General features: G+C 63.0%; 19 protein-coding genes. 12 read left to right on the top strand and 7 right to left on the bottom strand.

What is annotated here, in order from left to right:
* Positions 1 to 33 precede the first annotated feature (33 nt).
* Genes nagA through ASC86_RS06920 form a run of 4 tightly spaced genes read right to left on the bottom strand, consistent with a single transcriptional unit; the run spans position 34 to position 3,884 of the window.
* On the bottom strand, positions 34 to 1,194 hold the full coding sequence (nagA, locus tag ASC86_RS06935) for an N-acetylglucosamine-6-phosphate deacetylase (protein WP_056317955.1): 1,161 nt from the start codon (positions 1,192 to 1,194) through the stop codon (positions 34 to 36).
* Complete coding sequence (locus ASC86_RS06930; RefSeq protein WP_056317951.1) at positions 1,191 to 2,213, bottom strand: SIS domain-containing protein; 1,023 nt, start codon at positions 2,211 to 2,213, stop codon at positions 1,191 to 1,193. The genes nagA and ASC86_RS06930 overlap by 4 nt, the downstream gene beginning before the upstream one ends.
* A 25-nt stretch (positions 2,214 to 2,238) precedes the next feature.
* On the bottom strand, positions 2,239 to 3,003 hold the full coding sequence (locus ASC86_RS06925; protein WP_056317948.1) for a GntR family transcriptional regulator: 765 nt from the start codon (positions 3,001 to 3,003) through the stop codon (positions 2,239 to 2,241).
* Entirely contained in the window at positions 3,000 to 3,884 is an 885-nt protein-coding gene (locus ASC86_RS06920; RefSeq protein WP_056317946.1) for an N-acetylglucosamine kinase, read from the bottom strand. Before ASC86_RS06920 ends, ASC86_RS06925 begins: the two co-directional genes overlap by 4 nt.
* 205 nt (positions 3,885 to 4,089) lie before the next feature.
* Between ASC86_RS06920 and ASC86_RS06915 the strand changes: the two genes are divergently transcribed.
* The 9 genes from ASC86_RS06915 (at position 4,090) to ASC86_RS06875 (ending at position 15,909) form a co-directional block, all read left to right on the top strand.
* On the top strand, positions 4,090 to 4,983 hold the full coding sequence (locus ASC86_RS06915) for an N-acetylmuramic acid 6-phosphate etherase (RefSeq protein WP_056317942.1): 894 nt from the start codon (positions 4,090 to 4,092) through the stop codon (positions 4,981 to 4,983).
* A gap of 116 nt (positions 4,984 to 5,099) precedes the next feature.
* Positions 5,100 to 6,359 (top strand): ABC transporter substrate-binding protein, encoded by a 1,260-nt coding sequence (locus ASC86_RS06910; RefSeq protein ID WP_056317938.1) that lies wholly within the window; start codon positions 5,100 to 5,102, stop codon positions 6,357 to 6,359.
* Positions 6,360 to 6,627: 268 nt separating this feature from the next.
* Entirely contained in the window at positions 6,628 to 7,578 is a 951-nt protein-coding gene (locus tag ASC86_RS06905) for a sugar ABC transporter permease (RefSeq protein ID WP_056317933.1), read from the top strand.
* Between the two features lie 11 nt (positions 7,579 to 7,589).
* Positions 7,590 to 8,429, top strand: a complete 840-nt coding sequence (locus ASC86_RS06900; protein WP_056317930.1) for a carbohydrate ABC transporter permease — start codon at positions 7,590 to 7,592, stop codon at positions 8,427 to 8,429.
* Complete coding sequence (locus ASC86_RS06895; RefSeq protein WP_056317925.1) at positions 8,426 to 9,490, top strand: Gfo/Idh/MocA family oxidoreductase; 1,065 nt, start codon at positions 8,426 to 8,428, stop codon at positions 9,488 to 9,490. Before ASC86_RS06900 ends, ASC86_RS06895 begins: the two co-directional genes overlap by 4 nt.
* Before the next feature lie 13 nt (positions 9,491 to 9,503).
* The gene (locus ASC86_RS06890; RefSeq protein ID WP_056317922.1) at positions 9,504 to 10,505 is read left to right on the top strand and encodes an ABC transporter ATP-binding protein; all 1,002 of its coding nucleotides are present in this window, start codon (positions 9,504 to 9,506) and stop codon (positions 10,503 to 10,505) included.
* Positions 10,506 to 10,805: 300 nt separating this feature from the next.
* Entirely contained in the window at positions 10,806 to 12,086 is a 1,281-nt protein-coding gene (locus tag ASC86_RS06885; RefSeq protein WP_056317920.1) for an efflux RND transporter periplasmic adaptor subunit, read from the top strand.
* 11 nt (positions 12,087 to 12,097) lie between these two features.
* Positions 12,098 to 15,235, top strand: coding sequence for an efflux RND transporter permease subunit (locus ASC86_RS06880; protein WP_056317917.1), 3,138 nt, complete (start codon positions 12,098 to 12,100; stop codon positions 15,233 to 15,235).
* Positions 15,236 to 15,288: 53 nt separating this feature from the next.
* Complete coding sequence (locus ASC86_RS06875) at positions 15,289 to 15,909, top strand: TetR family transcriptional regulator (protein ID WP_056317914.1); 621 nt, start codon at positions 15,289 to 15,291, stop codon at positions 15,907 to 15,909.
* 126 nt (positions 15,910 to 16,035) lie between these two features.
* On the opposite strand, the gene polA is transcribed toward ASC86_RS06875, so the two are convergent.
* On the bottom strand, positions 16,036 to 19,041 hold the full coding sequence (gene polA / locus ASC86_RS06870; RefSeq protein ID WP_056317911.1) for a DNA polymerase I: 3,006 nt from the start codon (positions 19,039 to 19,041) through the stop codon (positions 16,036 to 16,038).
* A 402-nt stretch (positions 19,042 to 19,443) separates the two neighbouring features.
* Between polA and ASC86_RS06865 the strand changes: the two genes are divergently transcribed.
* The 3 genes from ASC86_RS06865 to ASC86_RS06855 all read left to right on the top strand — a co-directional run bounded on the left by ASC86_RS06865 (position 19,444) and on the right by ASC86_RS06855 (position 22,395).
* A complete protein-coding gene (locus ASC86_RS06865; protein WP_056317909.1) occupies positions 19,444 to 19,875 on the top strand; it encodes a MarR family transcriptional regulator in 432 nt (143 codons plus the stop codon).
* Between the two features lie 74 nt (positions 19,876 to 19,949).
* A complete protein-coding gene (locus ASC86_RS06860) occupies positions 19,950 to 21,329 on the top strand; it encodes a dipeptidase (protein WP_056317906.1) in 1,380 nt (459 codons plus the stop codon).
* A gap of 106 nt (positions 21,330 to 21,435) precedes the next feature.
* The gene (locus ASC86_RS06855; protein WP_056317904.1) at positions 21,436 to 22,395 is read left to right on the top strand and encodes a lysylphosphatidylglycerol synthase domain-containing protein; all 960 of its coding nucleotides are present in this window, start codon (positions 21,436 to 21,438) and stop codon (positions 22,393 to 22,395) included.
* Between the two features lie 7 nt (positions 22,396 to 22,402).
* Here the strand turns inward: ASC86_RS06855 and ASC86_RS06850 are convergent, their stop codons facing one another.
* Together ASC86_RS06850 and ASC86_RS06845 are read right to left on the bottom strand one after the other, a co-directional pair.
* A complete protein-coding gene (locus tag ASC86_RS06850) occupies positions 22,403 to 22,885 on the bottom strand; it encodes a hypothetical protein (RefSeq protein WP_056317901.1) in 483 nt (160 codons plus the stop codon).
* A gap of 117 nt (positions 22,886 to 23,002) precedes the next feature.
* Complete coding sequence (locus ASC86_RS06845) at positions 23,003 to 23,398, bottom strand: DUF1236 domain-containing protein (RefSeq protein WP_056317898.1); 396 nt, start codon at positions 23,396 to 23,398, stop codon at positions 23,003 to 23,005.
* Positions 23,399 to 23,427: the final 29 nt, after the last annotated feature.

Genomic DNA, 23,427 nt, shown 5'->3' with positions numbered 1-23,427 from the left:
CCAGCCGCCCGAAGGCGGCTGGTTTGAGTTGCGTCAAGCGCTGTGAACGCAGGTGCCGCCGATATAGGTGGCGGTGAGGTCGAGGCCTTCGGTCAGCACGACGAAATCGGCGTCGTAGCCGGCTGTCAGGCGTCCCTTGTGGTCATCGACCCGCATGGCTTCGGCGGCATAGACGGAGGCCATGCGCAGCGTTTCTTCCAGCGAGATATCGAGCTTTTCGTGGGCGAAGCGTACCGAAGACAGCATGTCGATATCGGCGCCGGCCAGCGTGCCGTCGGCGAGCGCCAGGCGGCCGTCCTTGCGGAAGATCTCGCGGCCGTTGAGGAAGAAGCCGGTCTGGTCCGAGCCGATGGTCGACATGGCGTCGGTGACGAGGAAGATCTTGCCGGGGCCGCGCTTGGCACGCAAGGCGGTTCCCATGCTCGCGGGATCGACGTGGAAGCCATCGGCGATCAGGCCGGCATAAAGGCTGCCGATATCGATGGCAGCACCGACGACGCCGGGCTCGCGGTTGCCGAGCTGGCTCATGGCGTTGAAGAGATGGGTGATCGTGCGGGCGCCGGCTTGTGCATAGGCTTTCACCGTCTGGTAGCCGACATCCGTATGGCCGAGGCTGACGACGATGCCGGTTTTCGCTAGTGCTGCGACCTGCTCGATCGTCGTGTTTTCCGGCGCCACCGTCACCATCAGGGCCTCAAACGCGTCGGCGCAGCCGAGCAGCGCCTGCAGGTCGGCCTCGTCCATCGGCCGGATCAGCGACGGATCGTGCACGCCCTTGCGGGCGACCGACAGGTGGGGGCCTTCCAGATGCAGGCCGAGGAAGCCGGGCACGCCGGCCTTCCGTGCCGCGATCCCCGCTGCAATCGTCCGGGCGCGGACTTCGAACGCGTCGGTGATCAGCGTCGGCAAAAGCGCGGTCGTGCCGAATTTCGCATGGGCGGCGCAGATCGTGCGGATCGCCTCGACATCCTGCTGGTGGTTGAGCAGCACGCCGCCGCCGCCATTGACCTGCAGGTCGATGAAGCCGGGCACGACCAGCTTGCCGTCGGCGGCGATTTTCTCGACACCGGCGGGCAGGGCGCTTTCGGGGCGGATATCGGCGACCTTGCCGTTTTCGACCAGCAGAGCCTTGCTCTCATGCCAGGTCTCGCCGTCGAAGATGCGGGCGCCGGTGATTGCGGTTTGAGCGCTCATCTCGTCTCCGTCACTTTCTTCAGGGCCACCGGTGCATCGGGGTTCAGGCCGCGGGAGCGCGACCAGGCTTCGACGAAGCCGTAGAAGGGCAGGATCAGCGTCAGCGCGTCGGTGATCGGATGACCGGTCGCGACGAAGGGCAGCTGTGTCGCGGTCTTGAGCTTCGCGGAGGTGCCGAAGGCAAGCGCGCCTTTGGCGCCGAGCCCGTCGACGATATCGACGACCGAGCTTTCCGCGGCATCGCGGGCGGCAAGGCCGATCACCGGGAAGCGGCGCTCGACCAGCGCCACCGGCCCATGCAGCACTTCCGCCGCCGAATAGGCTTCCGCGTGCATGCCGGAGGTTTCCTTGAATTTCAGCGCCGCTTCCGAAGCGATCGCCAGCGCGGGGCCGCGGCCGAGCATGTAGAGCGATTCCGCCTCGCCGAGATTATCGGCCAGCACCTGCCAGTCGAGCTTCACGGCCTTTTCAAAATGGCCGGGCAAGGCCTGAACGGCGGCGCGCAGCGCCTCGTCGCCCGTCCATTCGGCCAGAATCGCGAGGCCGGCAACGATGGAGTTGACATAGGACTTGGTGGCCGCGACGGCGATTTCAGGGCCGGCCTGGATATCGAGCGCGTGGATGCTGGCCTCGGCAATCGGCGAGGGCAGGGTATTGGTGAGCGCGATCGTCACCGCTCCGGCCTTGGTGGCCGCGTCTGCCATCGCCACGATGTCCGGGCTCTTGCCGGATTGGGAGATGGCGATCGAGGCGGCGCCTGCAAGCTCGATCTTGGCACCGTAGATCGAGGCGAGCGACGGACCAAGCGATGCTACGGGACGGCCGGTCGAAAGCTCGATCGCATATTTCAGGAAGAGGGCGGCGTGGTCGGAGGAGCCGCGCGCGATGGTGACGAGAAAAGCGGGGTTCTTTTCGCGCAGGGCCGCGCCCGCCTTGCGGATGACCTCGCCCGAACGGTCGAGCACACGGGCCGCCGCCTCGGGGATTTCGTCGATTTCGCGCCGCATATTGGTCTGCATGTCTTTGCCTCTTTCTCGGGGTGGGTCAGGAGTCCGAAAGGGTGAGTTCGGCGACGAAATCATAGGCGTCGCCGCGGTAAAGGGAGCGGGTGAATTCCACCACCCGGCCGGAGGCGAGGTAGGAGATGCGCTCGATGGAAAGGCTGGCGGAGCCCGGAGCGACGCCGAGCATGGCGGCGTCGGGGTCCTTCAGGCTGCAGGCGGAAATGCGCTGTACGGCGCGCACCGGCCGCGACCGGGTCTTGTCGAGTTCCGCATAGAGCGACGACGTCACCCGGCTGGGGTCCGGCAGGAATTCGGCCGAAATGCTCGCCCGCTCGATGGCGAGCGGCATGTCGTCGGCGATGCGCAGGCGGCCGAGACGGGCAACGAGGCCGTCGGCGGGCAGGCCGAGCGTCATGATCTCATCCGGCGAGGGCTGGAACAGGCCGCGCTCGATCCATTGCGCGCGGGTGTTGAGGCCGCGCCGGGCCATGTCCTCGGTAAAGGAGGTGAGGCGCGACAGCGATTGCTGCACGCGGCTCACCGGCTTGACGACGAAGGTGCCCGATCCGTGACGGCGCATCAGCAACCCGTCGCGAACCAGATCGTCCACCGCCTTGCGCACGGTGACGCGGCTGATGCTGGCATAGTCGGCAAGATCACGTTCCGGTGGAAGCGCGTCTCCATGGTTGAGCTTGCCCGACAGGATCGCCTCTTCCAGCGATTGCCTGAGTTTCAGGTAAAGCGGGCCGGAACCGCCGGCCTGCAGCCCTTCGAGCGGGAGGATGGCCTGGAGATGCTGGGTCATGCGCGAACCTCCGTATCGGTGACGAACCGTTTCGCGGCCAGCGCCACCGAGCCGGTCAGGGCATCGGCCTCGGGCTCGACGAACAGCGGCTGGTGCCGCTCGGCAAGCCAGGGGCGATAGAGCGGCGCAAGCCCGCCGAGCAGCGAGATCCGCCGGCTTCCGCGCGCCACGACCACGTCGAGCGCTTCGTTGATCGTCTGTGCCGCTGCTTTCAAAAGCGCCAACGCGACCGGGTCCTGGCGTTCGGCATGGGCAAAGACCTTCGGCGCATAGCGGCCGAAGCCGCCGGGAGAGGCAAGCCGCGCGAATTCTACGACGGCGCTCGGGCTTTGGTCGAATTCCGTCATCACTTCCTCCGTCAAGGGCGAGGGCGGATGGATGCCGTCATGGGCGAGCAGGCTTTCCTGCAGCAGCGCATGGCCGAGGCGGGCGCCGCTGCCGAGATCGCCGACCTTGAAGCCCCAGCCGCCGATATAGGAGACGTCTTGGCCCTTTCGGGAGATATAGATGCTGCCGGTACCGAGGATTGCGACGGCGCCGTCGTGGTCGCCGATCGCGCCCTGGAGCGCGATCAGGCCGTCGGATTCGATATCGGCACGAGCAAAGGGCAGCCGCTTCTTGACATAATGCACGGCATCGCCTGCATTGCTTCCGGCCACGCCCACGAGGGCGTCGGTGGTGGCAAAGCCGTCGGGATCGATACCGGCTTCCTCGAAGGCGGCTTTCGCTGCGCCGACAATATGGATGAGCGCCGTATCGGGGTCCGTCAGGATGTTGGCGGCCCCGCTCTTGCCGCGGCCGAGAATACGGCCGTCGATCCCTGCGACTGCAGCCCGGCAGCTCGTTCCGCCGCCATCGATTCCGAGAATATAGTGTGGCATGGGTACCTCCGAAAATGATGATACCAAAAAAATACCATTAACCAAGCAAAATTCTCTGATTTTCTGAATTCAAATATAAATATTTGAAATTAAACGATAATTTTTTTGACGTGAACTTTTTTGCATTCTCTCATTAATTTTTTCTGGACAATTGGTATTTTTTTGGCATTAATTTGCGGCAGAGGAACTTGGGAGCGAGCCATCCGTGAAAACTGAAGAGCGTCATGATGGAGCCATCGGCCTGGATGCAGCCCATCCGCAGACGGTACTGCGCCTTCTGGCGGCGGGCCAGCAGGCAGCCGCCAAGGCTGTCGACGGCGCGATCGAAAGCATTGCCGCGGCCGCCGAAATCGCAGCCGGCGTGCTGTCGTCCGGCGGACGTCTTGTCTATGCTGGCGCCGGCAGCTCCGGCCTGATGGCGATGGCCGATGCATTGGAGCTTCCGGGCACCTACGGCATCGCCCACGACAAGATCGTCGTGCTGCTTGCCGGCGGTGCTGCAAGCCTTACCGATCTTGCCGGCGGCTATGAGGACGATATCGAGCTTGGGCGAGGGGATGTGGCAAGGGCCGGCATCGGCGCCGGCGATTGTCTCGTTGCGATTTCGGTAAGCGGTTCCACGCCCTATACGCTTGCAGCGCTCGACGAGGCCCGTGGCCGCGGCGCCCGCATCGTCGCCGTCGCCAACAATCCGGGTGCGGCGCTTTTCAAGGATGCCGATGTCTCGATCCTGTTGCAGACGCCGCCGGAAGTTATTTCAGGCTCGACCCGCATGGGTGCCGGCACGGCGCAGAAGATCGCCTTCAACATGTTCTCGACGCTGGTCGGCATTCGCCTCGGCCATGTCTATGACGGCCACATGGTCAATCTGAAGGCCGACAATGCCAAGCTGCGCGGCCGCGCCGTGCGCATCGTCTCCGATATTGCCGGCATCGATGCGACCGAGGCTGCCCGTCATCTCGAGACGGCCTCCGGCTCTGTGAAGATCGCCATCCTGCTTGCCGCCGGTGCCGATCATGTCGCCACTGCCGAAACAACGCTTGCCGGCGCCGGACAGAACCTGCGCCAGGCGCTCGAAAGCTTCAGGCCGAAGGGCTGACGCATCGCCGGCCCGACCGGCTTTAAACGAATCGGCCCTGCTCAAGCGGACCGGGCAGGGTCGGAATACTGAGGACCAAAACGCGCCATGCCGGCGCAGATAAAAGGGAGAACGGAATGACCCGCACGACTTTGAAAGGCCTGCTGCTTGCCACCAGCATACTCGGCTCCGCCGGGCTGGCGCATGCGGAAGACGTGACGCTGACCATCGACAGCTGGCGCAACGACGATCTGTCCATCTGGCAGGAAAAACTGATCCCGGCCTTCGAAGCCAAGAATCCGGGCATCAAGGTGAAGTTCGCGCCGACCGCGCCGACCGAGTATGACGCGGCAACCGATGCCAAGCTCGCCGCCGGCACCGCAGGCGACCTCATCACCTGCCGTCCGTTCGACAAGTCGCTGGCACTTTACACCCGCGGGGATCTCGCCGGCCTGAACGACCTTTCGGGCATGGAAAACTTCTCCGACGTCGCCAAGGCTGCATGGACGACGGACGACGGCAAGACCGCCTTCTGCGTGCCGATGGCATCGGTCATCCACGGCTTCATCTACAACAAGGATGCCTTCGACAAGCTCGGTATCGCGATCCCGGCGACGGAAGCGGACTTCTTCGCCGCCCTCGACAAGATCAAGGCCGACGGCACCTATATCCCGCTGGCCATGGGCACCAAGGATCTCTGGGAAGCTGCGACCATGGGCTACCAGAACATCGGCCCGACCTATTGGAAGGGTGAAGAAGGCCGCGCCGCCCTCATCAAGGGCGAGCAGAAGCTGACCGACGCCGCCTGGGTCGAGCCCTACAAGGTTCTCGCCAAGTGGAAGGACTATCTCGGCGACGGCTTCGAAGCCCAGACCTATCCGGATAGCCAGAACCTCTTCACGCTCGGCCGCGCTGCGATCTATCCGGCCGGCTCATGGGAAATCGGCCTGTTCAACAGCCAGGCCGACTTCAAGATGGGCGCCTTCCCGCCGCCGGTGAAGAATGCCGGCGACACCTGCTACATCTCCGACCACAACGACATCGGCGTGGGCCTCAACGCCAAGAGCGCCCATGCCGAGGAAGCCAAGAAGCTGCTCTCCTGGATCGCTTCGCCGGAATTCGCCGAAATCTACGCCAACGCGCTGCCGGGCTTCTTCAGCCTGAACTCGACGCCGGTGAAGATGGCCGATCCGCTCGCCCAGGAATTCGTCTCCTGGCGTGAAAAGTGCAAGCCGACGATCCGCTCGACCTACCAGATCCTGTCGCGCGGCACGCCGAACCTCGAAAACGAGACCTGGGTCGAATCCGCCAACGTCATCAACGGCACGGATACGCCGGAAGCTGCCGCCGAAAAGCTGCAGAAGGGCCTCGACAGCTGGTACAAGCCGGCAAAGTAAGCTGGCATACCCTGAGGAAATCCCCTCTCCCCGTCTGCGGGGGGAGGGTGCTCCGCAGACCGCTGCGGCGCAGCCGTTGCCAATGGCAACAGACCTTTCCGGATGGGCCGGCCTTTGCAAAACGGCAGGGCGTGCCCGCACATTCATGTAATCTGACATTCATGGGCACGACGATCGGGGCATCGTCGGCGAGGCGTGCGCGGCAAGGCCGGCAGCGCGGGCCTTTCGCACATCGCGACATCGACGATCCGGCCGGAGCGGCAGAGCCATGAGCAGCGCCACCCTTTCTGAAGACGGAACGACGATTGCACCCCGCGCCAGGCGCTGGCACATCGCCGTGTTCCTGTTGCCGGCCTTTATCGTCTATACGGCCGTGATGATCCTGCCGTTGATCGAAACGCTTCGGCTTTCGCTTTTCAACACGGTCGACGGCCACTCCACCTTCGTCGGTTTCAGCAATTTCGGCGTGCTGTTCGGCGACGCCCGCTGGGCTCATGACTTCTGGAACGCATTGAAGAACAACACGATCTTCTTTGCGATCCACATGCTGATCCAGAACCCGCTCGGCATCGCGCTTGCCGCCATGCTGTCGATCCCGAACCTCAGGCTCGCGCCCTTCTATCGCACGGCGATTTTCCTGCCGACGCTTTTGTCCTTCGTCATCGTCGGCTTCATCTGGAAGCTCATCCTCTCGCCGATCTGGGGCATCACCCCGTTCTTCATGGATCTGGTCGGCCTGAAGTCCTTCTTCTCGCCCTGGCTCGGCAAGCCCGGCTCGGCGCTGATCGCGGTGTCGCTGATCTCGGTCTGGCAGAATGTCGGCATTCCGATGATGCTGATCTATGCCGCCCTTCTCAACATTCCCGACGAGGTGATCGAGGCTGCCGAATGCGACGGCATCACCGGCTGGAGCCAGTTCTGGAAGATCAAGCTGCCGCTGATCCTGCCGGCGATCGGCATGGTCTCGATCCTGACCTTCGTCGGCAACTTCAACGCTTTCGATCTGGTCTACACCGTGCAGGGCGCCCTTGCCGGGCCTGACGGCGCAACCGACATCCTCGGCACGCTGCTCTACCGCACCTTCTTCGGTTTCCAACTGCAACTGGGCGACCGCTCCATGGGCGCCACGATCGCGACGGTCATGTTCCTGATCATCCTCGCCGGCGTGTCTCTTTACCTGTTCATCATCCAGCGGCGCATCCGCCGCTACCAGTTCTAAAGGAGGCCGCGATGTCCAAAGCCCGTATCTCGCCGGTTCGCTCCGGCTTCGTCCACCTGGCGCTCGTCGCCTATACGATCATCGCGCTGTTCCCGGTCGTCCTGACGATCGTCAACTCCTTCAAGGACAAGAACGCGATCTTCCGCTCGCCGCTGACGCTGCCGACTGGCAGTTCCTTCAGCACGGTCGGCTATGAAACCGTCCTAAAGCAGGGCGATTTCATCAGCTACTTCCAAAACAGCCTGATCGTGACGGTCGTTTCGATCTTCTTCGCCCTGCTGTTCGGCGCGATGGCCGCCTTCGCGCTCTCGGAATACCGCTTCCGCGGCAACACGCTGATGGGGCTCTATCTCGCCATCGGCATCATGATCCCGATCCGCCTCGGCACGGTCGCGATCCTCCAGGGCATGGTCGCGGCAGGCCTCGTCAATACGCTGACGGCGCTGATCCTCGTCTATACGGCGCAGGGGTTGCCGCTGGCCATCTTCATCCTGTCGGAGTTCATGCGCACCGTCTCCGACGACCTGAAGAATGCCGGCCGCATCGATGGATTGTCCGAATATGCGATCTTCTTCCGCCTCGTGCTGCCGCTCGTCCGGCCGGCCATGGCGACGGTTGCGGTCTTCACCATGATCCCGATCTGGAACGACCTCTGGTTCCCGCTGATCCTTGCGCCCGGCGAGGCCACCAAGACCGTCACCCTCGGCAGCCAGGTCTTCATCGGCCAGTTCGTCACCAACTGGAATGCGGTTCTGGCCGCCCTGTCGCTGGCGATCTTCCCGGTCCTCATCCTCTATGTGATCTTCTCGCGGCAGCTGATCCGCGGCATTACGGCGGGAGCAGTCAAGTGAGCAACACGCAAACCCCGACCCGCGTTCTCGTCGCCGGTCTCGGCAACATGGGCCGCAGCCACGCGCTCGCCTATCACAACAATCCGGGCTTCGAGATCGTCGGCCTCGTCAACCGCAGCCGTCCGGTTCTTCCGGGCGAGCTGGCAGGCTACGAAGTCCTGCCGGATTTTGCGAGTGCGCTGAAGGAGCTGAAGCCTGACCTCTGCTCCATCTGCACCTATTCCGACAGCCATGCGGACTATGCCGTCATGGCCTTCGAGGCGGGCTGCGACGTCTTCATCGAAAAGCCGCTGGCAACGACGGTGGAAGATGCGGAGCGCGTCGTGGCGGCAGCCAGGAAGGCCGGCAGGAAGCTCGTCGTCGGCTATATCCTGCGCCATCATCCCTCGTGGATGCGGCTGATCGAGGAGGCCCGCAAGCTCGGCGGTCCTTACGTCTTCCGCATGAACCTCAACCAGCAATCGTCAGGTCCGACCTGGGCGACCCACAAGTCGCTGATGAAGACCACGTCGCCGATCGTCGATTGCGGCGTGCATTATGTCGACGTCATGTGCCAGATCACCGATGCCAAGCCGGTCGAAGTCCGTGGCATGGGCCTGCGCCTGTCGAACGAGATCGGCCCGGATATGTATAATTACGGCCATCTGCAGGTGATCTATGCCGATGGTTCGGTCGGCTGGTACGAGGCGGGCTGGGGGCCGATGATTTCGGAAACCGCCTTCTTCGTAAAAGACGTGATGTCGCCGAACGGCGCGGTCTCGATCGTCATGGACCCGAATGTGAAGTCCGACGATATCGACGCACACACCAAGACGGCGGTCATCCGCATCCACCGCGCCGAGACCGGCCCGGCCGGAAAATTCCTGCACAAGGACGAAGACCTGAAGATGGACGGCGAACCCGGCCATCAGGAACTCTGCGACCGCGAACAGGCCTACGTGCTGAAGGCCATCCGCGAAAACATCAATCTCGACCGCCACATGGACGACGCCGTCCAGTCGCTGCGCATCTGCCTTGCTGCGGATGAGAGCGTGCGCACCGGTCGCCCCGTTACACTCTGAGGAGAAGGCTTACATGGGATCGCTTCAACTGAAATCCATCCGCAAGGCCTTTGGCGGCCATGAAGTCCTGAAGGGCATCGACCTTGAGGTCAAGGATGGCGAATTCGTCATCTTCGTCGGCCCCTCGGGCTGCGGCAAGTCCACGCTGCTGCGCGTGATCGCCGGTCTGGAAGACGCCACCTCCGGCAGCGTCCAGATCGACGGCGCCGAGGTGGTCAACACCCCGCCCGCCAAGCGCGGCATCGCCATGGTGTTCCAGTCCTATGCGCTCTACCCGCACCTGACGGTCAGGGACAATATGGGCCTCGGCCTCAAGCAGGCCGGCGCGCCGAAGACCGAGATCGACACCAAGGTCGCCAAGGCGTCCTCGATGCTGTCGCTGGAACAGTACCTCGCCCGCCGTCCCTCGGAACTGTCGGGCGGCCAGCGCCAGCGCGTCGCGATCGGCCGCGCCATCGTCCGTGAGCCGAAACTCTTCCTGTTCGACGAACCGCTGTCGAACCTCGACGCGGCGCTGCGCGTCCAGACCCGTCTGGAAATTGCCCGCCTGCACCGCAGCCTGAAGGCCACGATGATCTACGTGACCCACGACCAGGTGGAAGCCATGACGCTCGCCGACAAGATCGTCGTGCTGAATGCCGGCAAGATCGAGCAGATCGGCTCGCCGATGGACCTCTACAACAAGCCCGGCAACATCTTCGTCGCCGGCTTCATCGGCTCGCCGCAGATGAACTTCATCGAAGCCGCCCGCCTCGGCGACACGCAAGCCAAGACTATCGGCATCCGGCCGGAGCACATCACGCTGTCGCGCGATGCCGGTACCTGGAAAGGCAAGGTCGTCCATGTCGAGCACCTCGGCGCCGACACCATCGTCTATCTCGAAACCGAGAAGACCGGCCTGCTCACCGTGCGTCTCTTTGGCGAACACAAGTTCGCGGTCGACGACATCGTCTATGCCACTCCGGACACGTCGCTGATGCACCGCTTCGGCGCCGACGACCGCGCGCTCGGCTAAACTCAAGCGGTCTTTTGTTCACGTTTGTCTGTTCGGGAAAACCGGTTTCCACTTTTCCCTGACAAACTCTTTGTTGCGATTTGTAACCGGACGATGCGGGCTCGTATCGTCCGGTTACGTTTTTTTGTGCGCCGCATCATTGGCTTGCGCGGTTTCAATTTTTAACATACAGAAGTGTTTGTATAATTTGATGCGCTCTTTCGGCTCCCAGTCGATCAAGGCGCATCATGCTGATTTTCTTTATATTCCGGGTGCGGCCACTGTTTTGACGGGAGGTTCGCAGGCGCCGGAGTTTTTCATATGGAACCGACCATGCGGATGAACCGACTGATCCTGACCGCTGCCGCAGCAAGCCTGGCGTTTCTCGCCGGCTGCCAGAAACAGGAGGAGCAGCAGGCTGCTCCCGCCTACCCGCCGGCCCAGGTCTCGGTCGTGACGACCAAGGCCGAAGAGCTGCCGATCATCAACGAACTGCCGGGCCGCATCGCCGCCACGCGCGTCGCCGAAGTGCGCCCGCGCGTCTCCGGCATCGTCGTCGAGCGCGTGTTCGAGCAGGGCTCCGTCGTAAAGGAAGGCGACGTGCTCTACCGGATCGACCCGGCGCCTTTCCAGGTGCAGGTTGATAGCGCCGCGGCGACTTTGGAGCGCGCCAAGGCCGTGCAGCTTCAAGCCCGCCAGACGGCGGACCGCCAGGAGACGCTGCGCAAGGCCAATGCCGCATCGCTGCAGGCCTATGACGATGCCATTGCCCAGCTTGCCCAGGCTGATGCCGATGTGGCGGGCGCGCAGGCCGGTCTCGCGACCGCCCAGCTGAACCTGCAATATGCAAGCGTCACCGCGCCGATCAGCGGCCGCATCGGCCGTGCGCTGATCACCGAAGGCGCTCTCGTCAGCGCAAACAGCACCGAAAACCTGGCGACGATCCAGCAGCTCGACCCTGTCTATGCCGACTTCACCCAGCCGGCGACGGACCTGATCCGCCTGCGCAAGGCGCTGCAGGACGGCCAGATGATGACCGACAAGAACGAGGCGACGGTGCAACTGATCCTCGACGACGGCACACCCTACGATCACAAGGGCAAGCTCCTGTTCTCCGAAGCCGCCGTCGACGAGACGACCGGGCAGGTGACATTGCGCGGCGAGTTCGCGAACCCGAACACCGACCTGTTGCCCGGCATGTATGTGCGCGTGCAGATCCAGCAGGGTGTCGAGAAGAACGCGATCGCCGTGCCGCAGCAGGCGGTGCAGCGCAATGCCGGCGGCCAGTCGCTGGTCTATGTCGTCTCGGCCGACAACAAGGTCGAGTTCCGTACCATCACACTCGGCCGCACGGTCGGCAATCGCTGGCAGGTGACGAGCGGCCTGAAGCCGGACGAGAAGGTCATCGTCGAAGGCTTCCAGAAGATCGGACCCGGCGCGCCGGTCGTGCCGTCCGAATGGGACCCGAATGCAAAGCCGGCAGGCGATGCGCCCGCAGCCGCTGCCGAAAAACCGGCCGGCGACGCGGCAAAGCCCGCAGCAGAAGGCGCCGACAAGGCGACCGCCCCGGCTGAAGGCGAAAAGCCTGCCGAGCAGAAGTAAGGACACGCGACATGCCAAGTTTCTTCATCGACAGGCCGATTTTCGCCTGGGTCGTGGCGATCTTCATCATGATCGCCGGCATCATCGCCATTCCGATGCTGCCCGTATCGCAATATCCCGACGTTGCGCCGCCGCAGATCTCGATCAACACCAGCTATCCCGGCGCCTCCTCGCAGGATACCTATCAGAGCGTCACGCGCCTGATTGAAGACGAACTCAACGGCGTCGAAGGTCTGCTCTATTTCGAATCGACCTCGAGCGCCTCGGGTTCGGTCGAAATCAGCGCGACCTTCCAGCCCGGCACCGATCCGGGCGATGCCGCCGTCGATGTGCAGAACCGCGTTCGCCGCGTCGAGCCGCGCCTGCCCGACAGCGTCAAGCAGCAGGGCGTACAGGTCGATGAAGCCGGCTCCGGCTTTCTGCTGATCATTGCACTCACATCCACCGATGGCACCATGGACGCCATCGGCCTCGGTGACTACCTGAACCGCAACGTGCTGTCGGAAATCCAGCGCGTGCCGGGCGTTGGCCGTGCGCAGCTCTTTGCCACCGAGCGCTCGATGCGCATCTGGCTCGACCCGGACAAGATGCTCGGCCTCAACATGACGGCCAGCGACGTCACGTCCGCTATCGGCGCGCAGAACGCGCAGGTCGCGGCTGGCTCCATCGGCGCCCAGCCGAACCCGATCACCCAGCAGATCGCCGCCCCTGTGCTGATCAAGGGCCAGCTGACCTCGCCGGAGGAATTCGGCGCGATCGTGCTTCGCGCCAACCCGGATGGCTCGGCCGTGCGCCTGCGCGACGTTGCCCGTGTCGAAGTCGGCGGCGAAAGCTACAGCTTCTCCACCCGCCTCAACGGCAAGCCGTCCGCCGCTATCGGCGTGCAGCTCTCGCCGACCGGCAACGCCATGGAAACTTCTGCCGCCATCCAGGAACGGATGAAGGAGCTTTCGACCTACTTCCCGCAGGGCCTCGAATATTCGATCCCCTACGACACCTCGCCCTTCGTCAAGGTATCGATCGAGAAGGTGGTGCACACGCTGCTCGAAGCCGTGGCGCTGGTGTTCCTGGTGATGTTCCTGTTCCTGCAGAACATCCGCTACACCGTCATTCCGACGCTGGTCGTGCCCGTGGCGCTGCTCGGCACCTGTGCCGTCATGTATGGCATGGGCTTCTCGATCAACGTCTTGACCATGTTCGGCATGGTGCTGGCGATCGGCATTCTCGTCGACGATGCGATCATCGTCGTCGAAAACGTCGAGCGCATCATGTCGGAAGAGGGGCTGACCCCGCGCGAAGCCACACGCAAGGCGATGAAGCAGATCACCGGCGCCGTCATCGGCATCACGCTGGTTCTGGCCTCCGTGTTCATTCCCATGGCCTTCTTCCCCGGCGCCGTGGGCGTGATCTACCGGCAGTTCTCGCTGACCATGGTCGTGTCGATCCTGTTCTCGGCGTTTCTTGCTCTATCGCTGACGCCGGCGCTCTGCGCCAGTTTCCTGAAGCAGGTGCCGAAGGGTCATCATCACGCCAAGCGTGGCTTCTTCGGCTGGTTCAACCGCGGCTTCGACAAGTCGTCGCACGGCTACAGCGGCTCCGTCTCGTGGCTCATTCGCCGCACCGGCCGTTTCATGCTGATCTATGTCGTCATCCTCGGCGGCCTCGGCTACCTGTTCATGAAGCTGCCGTCGTCGTTCCTGCCGGATGAAGACCAGGGCTTCGTCATCGTCATGATGCAGCTGCCGTCGGAAGCGACGGGGCACCGCACGGATGAGGTCATCGCCGCGACCGAAGGCATCTTCAGCAAGGAACAGGCTGTCGACCGTATCGTCGCGATCAACGGCTTCTCCTTCTTCGGGGCCGGCCAGAACGCAGCACTCGCCTTCGTCACGCTGGACGACTGGAGCAAGCGAAACGCCGAGAATTCGGCTCAGTCGATTGCCGGCCGCGCCACCATGGCGATGTCCCAGATCAAGGATGCGATCTCGTTTGCATTGTCGCCGCCGCCGATCCAGGGCCTCGGCACGACGGGCGGTTTCTCCTTCCGTCTGCAGGATCGCGCCGGTCTCGGCGAGCAGGCGCTGGCGCAGGCCCGCGATCAGCTTCTGGGCCTTGCCGCCCAGAGCCCGGTGCTCGCCGGCGTGCGCTTCGAAGGCATGCCGGATGCGGCGCAGGCAAACGTGCTGATCGACCGCGAAAAGGCCAACACCTTTGGGGTGACGTTCGCCGACATCAACTCGACGATCTCGACCAATCTCGGCTCGTCCTATGTCAACGACTTCCCGAATGCCGGCCGCATGCAGCGCGTGACGGTGCAGGCGGACGAGAACAAGCGCATGCAGACCTCGGACCTGATGAACCTCAACGTCCGCAACGCCAATGGCGGCATGGTGCCGATTTCCTCCTTTGCCACGGTGGAGTGGGTCAAGGCGCCGACGCAGACGGTGGGCTATAACGGCTATCCGTCGGTGCGCATCAGCGGCGATACCAAGCCGGGCTATTCTTCCGGCGATGCCATCGCCGAGATGGAGAACCTGATGAAGCAGCTGCCGTCCGGTTTCGGCTACGAGTGGACCGGCCAGTCGCTGCAGGAAATCCAGTCCGGCTCGCAGGCGCCGCTGCTCATCGCGCTGTCATGCCTTCTGGTGTTCCTGTGCCTGGCTGCGCTTTATGAAAGCTGGTCGATCCCGGTCTCGGTGATCCTCGTGGTGCCGCTCGGCGTCATCGGTGCGGTTCTCGCCGTCACCATGCGCGACATGTCCAACGACGTGTACTTCAAGGTCGGCCTGATCGCGATCATCGGTCTTTCCGCCAAGAACGCGATCCTGATCATCGAGTTCGCCAAGGAGCAGATGGAAGCGGGCAAGTCGCTGATGGAAGCGACGATCGAGGCGGCGCATCTGCGCTTCCGCCCGATCCTGATGACCTCGCTCGCCTTCACGCTCGGCGTTCTGCCGCTCGCCATCGCCACGGGTGCAAGCTCGGGCAGTCAGCGTGCCATCGGCACCGGCGTCATGGGCGGCATGATCTCGGCGACGATCCTTGCGATCTTCTTCGTGCCGGTCTTCTTCGTCTTCGTGATGAAGCTCTTCGGAACGAAGGATGTGCATGTGAAGACGGCCGAGACACCGGCGACGCCGGCTGAGTGATCGAAGGAGAGGCCCGCCTTGACCGGCGGGCCTTTTCACAAGGGAGGAAAGCCATGCGCAGAACGAAGGCCGAGGCGGCAGAGACGCGCCAGAGCATCCTTAGCGCTGCCGAGCGTGTTTTCTACGAAAAGGGCGTGTCCAACGCGACGATGGAAGAGGTGGCCTCTGCCGCCGGCGTGACCCGCGGCGCCATTTACTGGCACTTCGCCAACAAGACCGACCTCTTCCTCGAACTCTACAATGCCGTGAAAATCCCGCAGGAAGACATGGTGGCGCGGGATATCGAGGCCGACCAGTCGGAGGATATCCTCGGCGATATCGAGCGCGTGGCGAGCGACTGGCTCGATGTCATGAACGCCGACGAACAGCGCCAGCGTGTCCTGACCATTCTCCTGCGCTGCGACTATTCCGGCGATCTCGCCCCCGTGCTGGAGCGCCAGCAGGAAGTCGACGACTATCATACAAGGCTGCTGGAAACGGCCTTCGAGCGCGCGTTGAGCCGCGGCCAGATGGATGGTCGTTGGACGCCGCACGCAGCGACCAACCTTCTGCGCTGGACAATGCAGGGCCTGTGCAGCGAATGGCTGCTCTTCGGCCGGCGCTTCGATCTTCCGACTGAAGGGAAGAAGAGCGTTCAGCAACTCTTCGCGAGTTTCCGGCCCGCTGGAATTTGAGAAAAGAACCCCTCCCCACAAGGGAGAGGGAGCCTATGGAGCAAGCTTTGGGCTCAGAGCGTCAACACCCTCGATAAACTCCCTCCCCCTTGTGGGGAGGGTTGGGGAGGGGGCTTTTCCCGATCCTCAGTGCGCCTCGTCCCAGTTATGGGCGGCGCGGGCATCGACCTTCAGCGGCACCTTCATCGAAAGCGCCGGCATCGCCGCATCTTCCATGACGGAGACGATCAGCGGGATCGCCCGCTCGACGTCGGCATCCTCGACCTCGAAGATCAGTTCGTCATGCACCTGCAAGAGCATGCGGGCGCGCTCGGCAAGTCCGGCTTCCTTGAGCGCCGGTTCCATCTTCACCATGGCGCGGCGGATGATATCAGCCGCGGACCCTTGGATCGGCGCATTGATCGAGGCGCGTTCGTTGAAGGCGCGCAGCGACGGGTTCGACGAGCGGATATCCGGGTAATGCGCCCGGCGGCCGAAGATGGTTTCGACATAGCCGTTTTCGCGGGCGAAGGCCTTGGTCTGCTCCATGTAGTCGCGAATGCCGGGGAAGCGTTCGAAATACTTCTTGATGTAATCGCCGGCTTCCGAGCGCTCGATCGACAGCTGGTTGGCAAGGCCGAAGGCCGAGATGCCGTAGATGATGCCGAAGTTGATCGCCTTGGCGCGGCGGCGGATTTCACTCGCCATACCCTCGACCGGAACGCCGAACATCTCGGAGGCGGTCATGGCATGGATATCGACACCATCGGCGAAGGCCTGGCGCAGCTGCGGAATGTCGGCGACATGGGCGAGAACGCGCAACTCGATCTGGCTATAGTCGGCCGAAACCAGCTTGTGGCCGGGCGTCGAGACGAAGGCGGTGCGGATCTTGCGGCCTTCGGTGGTTCGCACCGGAATGTTCTGCAGGTTCGGATCGGAGGAGGAGAGGCGCCCCGTCGTCGTGGCGGCAAGCGCATAGGACGTGTGGACGCGTTTCGTTTCAGGATGCACGAAGCCGGGAAGGGCGTCGGTATAGGTGGATTTCAGCTTGGTCAGCTGGCGCCAGTCGACGATCTTGCGCGGCAATTCGTGGCCGGTGGCAGCGAGGTCCTCCAGCACCTGCGCCGAGGTCGACCATTGGCCGGTCTTGGTCTTTGATGCACCGGGCAGGCCCATGCGGCCGAAGAGGATATCCCCCAGCTGCTTCGGCGAGCCGATATTGAAGGTCTCGCCGGCCAGCTTGTAGATCTCGTCTTCAAGGGCGGCCGCACCCTGCGCCAGTTCGCCGGAAAGCCGCGACAGGATCTGGCGGTCGATGCTGATGCCGCGCTCTTCCATGCGAGCGAGCACCGGCACCAGCGGCCGTTCCAGCCGCTCGTAAACGGCGCTCAGCTTGCTTGCCGCCAGCCGGGGCTTCAGCACCTGCCAAAGGCGCAGTGTCACATCGGCATCCTCGGCGGCGTAGGCGCTGGCGCGGTCGATATCGACATAGTCGAAGGTGACCATGGATTTGCCGCTGCCGGCCACGTCCTTGTAGGCGATCGGCTTGTGGTTCAGCCAGCGCTCCGAAAGCGCATCCATGCCATGGGTGCCGGTTCCGGCATCGACGACATAGGACATCAGCATCGTATCGTCGAAGCCCTCGACGGTGATGCCGTGGCGCTTCATTACGAGGTAATCGTATTTCAGGTTCTGCGCGACCTTCAGCACGGACGGGTCTTCGAGCAGGCCTTTCAGCCGGTCGAGCGCATCGCGCGTCGAAATCTGGTTCTCGACCAGCCCGCCGCCGAGCAGGTCGCCGACGCCGCTCTTGTGGATCAGCGGCACATAGGCGGCCGTGATCGTCGCCCCTGTCGGATCCTTGGCATTGTCGGAAACGGCGAGCGAGAAGCCGACCAGTTCCGCCTGCATCGCATCGAGTGAGGTTGTCTCGGTATCGAAGGCGACGATGCCGGTCTCGCGGGCAAGCGCGATGAAGGCATCGAGTGTCGCGAGGTCGCGGATGGTCAGGTAGCTGCTATGGTCGATCTTGGCAGCGCCGAAGAGCTGCGCGCGCGACTGCGCCAGCGATTGGGCGGTATTCGCATCCTCGGCCGCCGTGCGGCCGGCGGCGATGAAGGCGCTTGCGGCTTCGGCTGCGGTTTCGCCGGCAGGGGCAGCATCGGCGCTCGCCGTTGTGGCCTCCCCCTTGTCGAGATCGGGGCCATGGGCTGCAGCTCCCCATTCGACCGGCACCTTCGCGGCTTCGACCGCATCCGCATCCGTCTCTGTCGCGGCGGCGACGCGGCGGGTCAGCGTGGTGAATTCCATCGCCTTGAGGAAGGCAATGAGTTTCGCACCGTCCTGCGGCTCAAGTCCCAGCTCTTCCAGCGGTACGTCGATGGGCGTATCCACCTTCAGCGTCACCAGCTGGCGCGAGAGCCGGGCAAGCTCGGCATTAGCGATGATGTTTTCGCGGCGTTTCTGCTGCTTGATTTCGCCGGCGCGGGCAAGCAGCGTGTCGAGATCGCCGAATTCCTCGAGCAGTTGCGCCGCGGTCTTCGGACCGATGCCGGGAATGCCCGGCACGTTGTCGGTTGAATCGCCGGTCATCGCCTGCAGGTCGATCATCTTGTCGGGCTTCACGCCCCATTTTTCGACGACCTCGGGAATGGAGATCTGCTTGTCCTTCATGCTGTCATACATCGAGACGTTTTCAGTCACGAGCTGCATGAGGTCCTTGTCGGAGGAGACGATGGTCACATCCGCGCCCGCGGCTTCCGCAAGCCGGGCGTAGGTGGCGATCAGGTCGTCGGCCTCGAAACCTTCCTTTTCGATGCAGGGCAGGTTGAAAGCGCGGGTGGCGTGCCGGATCAGACCGAATTGCGGGATCAGGTCTTCCGGCGGCGCGGTGCGGTTTGCCTTGTATTGATCGTAGAGATCGTTGCGGAAGGTCTTCGACGAATAGTCGAAGATGACGGCGAAGTGCGTGGGCGTGACGCCGACGGAGGTGTCGCGCGCGTCCGTCAGCAGCTTCCACAGCATGTTGCAGAAACCCGAGACCGCATTGACCGGCAAGCCGTCCGACTTGCGGTTCAGGGGCGGGATGGCATGGAACGCCCGGAAGATGAATCCGGAGCCGTCGACGAGGAAGAGATGATCGCCTTTTTTCATGGCGACAAGGGATAGCGCGGGGCGCTTTGGGCGTCCATCTCTCATTCCCTGGATGCAGCGAATTTTGCCGCCGCCGACCGTCACGGCAACGTTACCAATTTGTAATGGAGGGTAAGACCGACTCTCCCTTGAAAAGCCACATTTGCCACCACAAATCTAGGTCAACGGCGATCGAACGCCGTCGTCTGGCAAGTGGCCTGTCCCCCGCCCGCGTCAGATGTCAGGACAAAGGCCTATCCCCCTCTCCGGGCCTTTGTCCGGTTATGCAGAAAACCGCCATGGCTCCGCCTCCGCCATGGCGGTTTTTCTTTGGCGGTTCAAAAACCCGTGAAAAGCCTGTCAAAATGCCATGTTACGTCGATGTAACTTGTCATCGGATAGCGGGCGGCGTACCCATTGCACATGGCCTTCGACAGGATGGAGTCTGCGACTTATCTGGCCACGCTGCTGGCCAAGAACTTCTCCCGCGCGCTGCAGGAGAGAGGCCACAAGCTCGGCTTCGCGCCGGGCCAGTTTCCAGTTCTCCTGGAACTGTGGAGCGAAGAGGGGCTGACCCAGCGCCAGCTGATCGACCGTCTCGATATCGAGCAGGCGACCATGGCCAACACGCTCGCCCGCATGGAGCGCGACGGCCTGATCTTCCGCAAGCGCCACCCCACCGACAAGCGCGCCCAGCAGATCTTCCTCACCGACAGGGCGCGTTCCATGGAATCGCAAGCGAAGGAAGCAGCCGCTGCCGCCGACCAGTCGCTGTTTACCGGCTTCCGGCGTTTCGAGCGCGAACTGATGCTCGAATATATGCGCATGGCCATCGCCAACAGCGAGCGTGAATAGATCGATCAAAAGTTTTTGCTTAAAGCTGGCCGCGTCTTTGTCTAGGTTCCGCTCCAAACGAAAGGAATCGGATAATGACGCAAAGCGTTCTCACCCGCGCAGACGAAAACCTCACCACCAGCCTGGAACGGCTGTTCGAGCTGGTGCGCATCCAGTCGATCTCCACCGATCCAGCCTACAAGGGCGAATGCCGCAAGGCGGCCGAGTGGCTGGTCAGGGAGCTCGAAAGCCTCGGTTTCACCGCCTCCGTGCGCGACACCCCCGGCCATCCGATGGTCGTTGCCCACCATGAGGGCGCCAAGCCTGACGCGCCACACGTGCTGTTCTATGGCCATTACGACGTGCAGCCCGTCGATCCGGTCGAGCTTTGGGATACCGCTCCGTTCGAGCCGGCCATCAAGGAGCTGAACGGCAGCAAGGTCATCACCGGCCGCGGCACCGCCGATGACAAGGGTCAGTTGCTGACCTTCGTCGAAGCTTGCCGCGCCTATAAGGAAACCGTCGGCTCGCTGCCCTGCAAGGTGACGATCCTGTTCGAAGGCGAGGAAGAATCCGGTTCGCCGTCGCTAAAGCCGTTCCTCGAAGCCAATGCTGCCGAACTGAAGGCCGATTATGCCCTCGTCTGCGATACCAGCATGTGGGACCGCGATACCCCGGCGATCTCCGCCGGACTGCGCGGTCTCGTCGGCGAGGAAATCGTCGTCACCGCCGCCGACCGCGACCTGCATTCCGGTTATTTCGGCGGTGCCGCCGCAAACCCGATCCACATCCTGACCAAGGCGCTGGCCGGCCTGCATGACGATCAGGGCCGCGTGACGCTCGATGGCTTCTACGAAGGTGTCGAGGAAACCCCGAGCCAGATCAAGGCCGCCTGGGAAACGCTCGGCCTGACCGCTGAAAAGTTCCTCGGCGAGATCGGCCTTTCCATCCCCTCGGGCGAAAAGGGCCGTTCGGTTCTGGAACTCACCTGGGCGCGTCCGACCGCCGAGGTCAACGGCATCTGGGGCGGCTATACCGGCGAAGGCTTCAAAACCGTAATCGCCGCCAAGGCTTCGGCAAAAGTTTCCTTCCGCCTCGTCGGTCATCAGAACCCGGACAAGATCCGCGAAGCTTTCCGCGCCTATGTGCGCTCGATGATCCCTGCCGATTGCTCGGTCGAATTTCATCCCCATGGCGGCTCGCCGGCCATTCAGCTGCCCTATGATTCGGCGCTGCTGAACACCGCCAAATCGGCGCTTTCGGATGAGTGGCCGAAGCCGGCGGTTATCATCGGCATGGGCGGCTCGATCCCGATTGTCGGCGATTTCCAGAAGATGCTCGGCATGGAATCGCTGCTCGTCGGTTTCGGTCTCTCCGACGACCGCATCCATTCGCCGAACGAGAAGTACGAACTCACCTCGTTCCACAAGGGCATCCGTTCCTGGGTGCGCATTCTGGAAGCGATTGCCGCGTGATTAACGGCAAAGCGTGATGACTTCCCCGGCCACGGCTTGACCCGACCGGCCGGGGATGGTCTTTTTTACGGATGAAAGTGCCACTGCTCTTGAAATTGTCCGCCGCATGAAGATCGTGCGTAAGTTCATCTGGCCGATTATCGGGCTGGCGGCCATCTGTTTCTCGCTTTACGGCCTTTACCATGAACTGCGCGGCCTTTCGCTCGGCGACGTGCTGGCGAGCCTTGCGGGCGTCTCGATAAAACAATGGTTCCTCTCCGGCTGCGCCACCTTGCTGGCCTATGCGGCGCTTGCGGCCTATGACCATCTGGCGCTCGAACATCTCGGCCGGCGCATCTCCCTCTGGTTCATCACCATCTGCTCGTTCACGGCCTACGCGCTGTCGCACACGGTCGGAGCATCGGTGTTTTCCGGGGCTGTCGTGCGCTACCGGGCCTATGGTTCGCAAGGTCTGTCGGCCGGCGAAACCGGGATTCTGGTCGCCTTCTGCTCCTTCACCTTCGCACTCGGCACCCTGCTTCTGTCGGCGATCGTACTTTTGCTCGAACCGGACATCACGGCGCGCTTTGCATCCTTCCTGCCGGTGGAAGCGTCGATTTCGCTGGCGGTGCTGATCCTGCTGTTGATCGGGCTTTATCTGCTGGGCAGCCTCGTCGGCTTTCGGCCCATACACACGAGCTGGTTCCGGCTGGAATATCCAAAGCCGCGGCTGGCGCTCAAGCAGCTGGTCATCGCGCCGTTGGAGCTGATCGGCTCGGGCGCGATCATTTATTTCGCGCTGCCGGAGGCCGGCAATCCCGGCTTCCTCATCGTGCTCGGCGTCTTTCTCGCCTCGTTTTCGGCGGCGCTGCTGTCGCATGCGCCGGGCGGGCTCGGCGTTCTGGAACTGGTGTTCATCGCCGCCCTGCCGGAAATGGACCCTGCCGCGGTGCTTGCGGCGCTTGCCATCTTCCGGCTGTTCTATCTGGTCATTCCCTTCCTTCTGGCGCTCGGCGTCGTGGTGTTCTTCGAGCGTGCGCAATATGTCGCTGAGCGGAAAAAGGAAAATTCCACGGGAGAAGGCTGAGTGTCCGTCAGGACGGCGTGTGGCAGACCATCGGCACGGCCTGATCGAAGGGTTTGCCAACTTCTTCCAGTTCGGCGCTGTCGATCAGAACGGGCGTGAAGGGCGGCTCCTGCACGGTGGGGCTTGCAAGCCGGGTGACATAGCAGCCGGCAAACACATGCTCCTTGCCCGCCTTGTCGATCGAGCGCACCGCGACCGGCACCGGCATATAGAGGCTTCCCGCGGCGCCTTCCGGGGTCACTGTCCCCGTCTTTACCTCGACCTCAACCGTATCCGCGTAGCCTCCGGCGAAGTCCTGATAGCTGGCAAGCTGGCTCTTGTCGGAGAAATAGCTGTAGGCGCGGGCATATTCCTTGCGGGCGATTGCATTGTAGAGGGAGCGCACCAACGCTGCGCCATCCGAGCGGTCGTCGCTGTAGGCGGGCTCCTGTGCAAAGGAAACGGCGGGATAAGTGATCAGGCAAGCGGCAAGGACAAGGCGCTGGATCATGAAAGCCTCCTCGGGTCAGGGGATAGTTAGGGCAGGAGTTGCGGCGGTTGTGTGACACCCGCAAACGCAAAGAGACGGCATCGGATGATGCCGTCTCCCGACAGGTATCGCATTTTTTTACTGGATGACCTGCACGACCGTATGGGTCTGCGGATCGACGATCACGCGCTGGTCATTGACCACGGCATAGGCATAGCGGTTATCTTCCGGTACGGGCACCAGCACCACATCAGAGGGGATCGGCTTACCGACCACGATCGGCTGCTGGACCACGACCGACTGCGGGGCAGGCTGCTCCTGCACGTAGGTCACGACACGCTGCGGCGGCGGATCGAGTGCGGTGCCGACAACCGCGCCCGCAACACCGCCAACGGCAGCGCCCACCGGGCCACCGACGATCGCGCCGGTGATGGCACCGCCGGCGGCGCCGTTGACCGTGCCCTCCTGGGCAAATGCGGTTGTCGAAGCCAGGCCCAGCGTCGCTGCGGCAAGAATGATCATCTTGGTTTTCATGGTTAGCTCCTTTCGATTTTTCGTCTAGC

It is taken from the genome of Rhizobium sp. Root1212 (assembly GCF_001424985.1).
GTDB lineage: Bacteria > Pseudomonadota > Alphaproteobacteria > Rhizobiales > Rhizobiaceae > Pararhizobium.
Note: the sequence above shows the minus strand (reverse complement) of the source record. Positions and strands in the feature narration are given on the sequence as shown.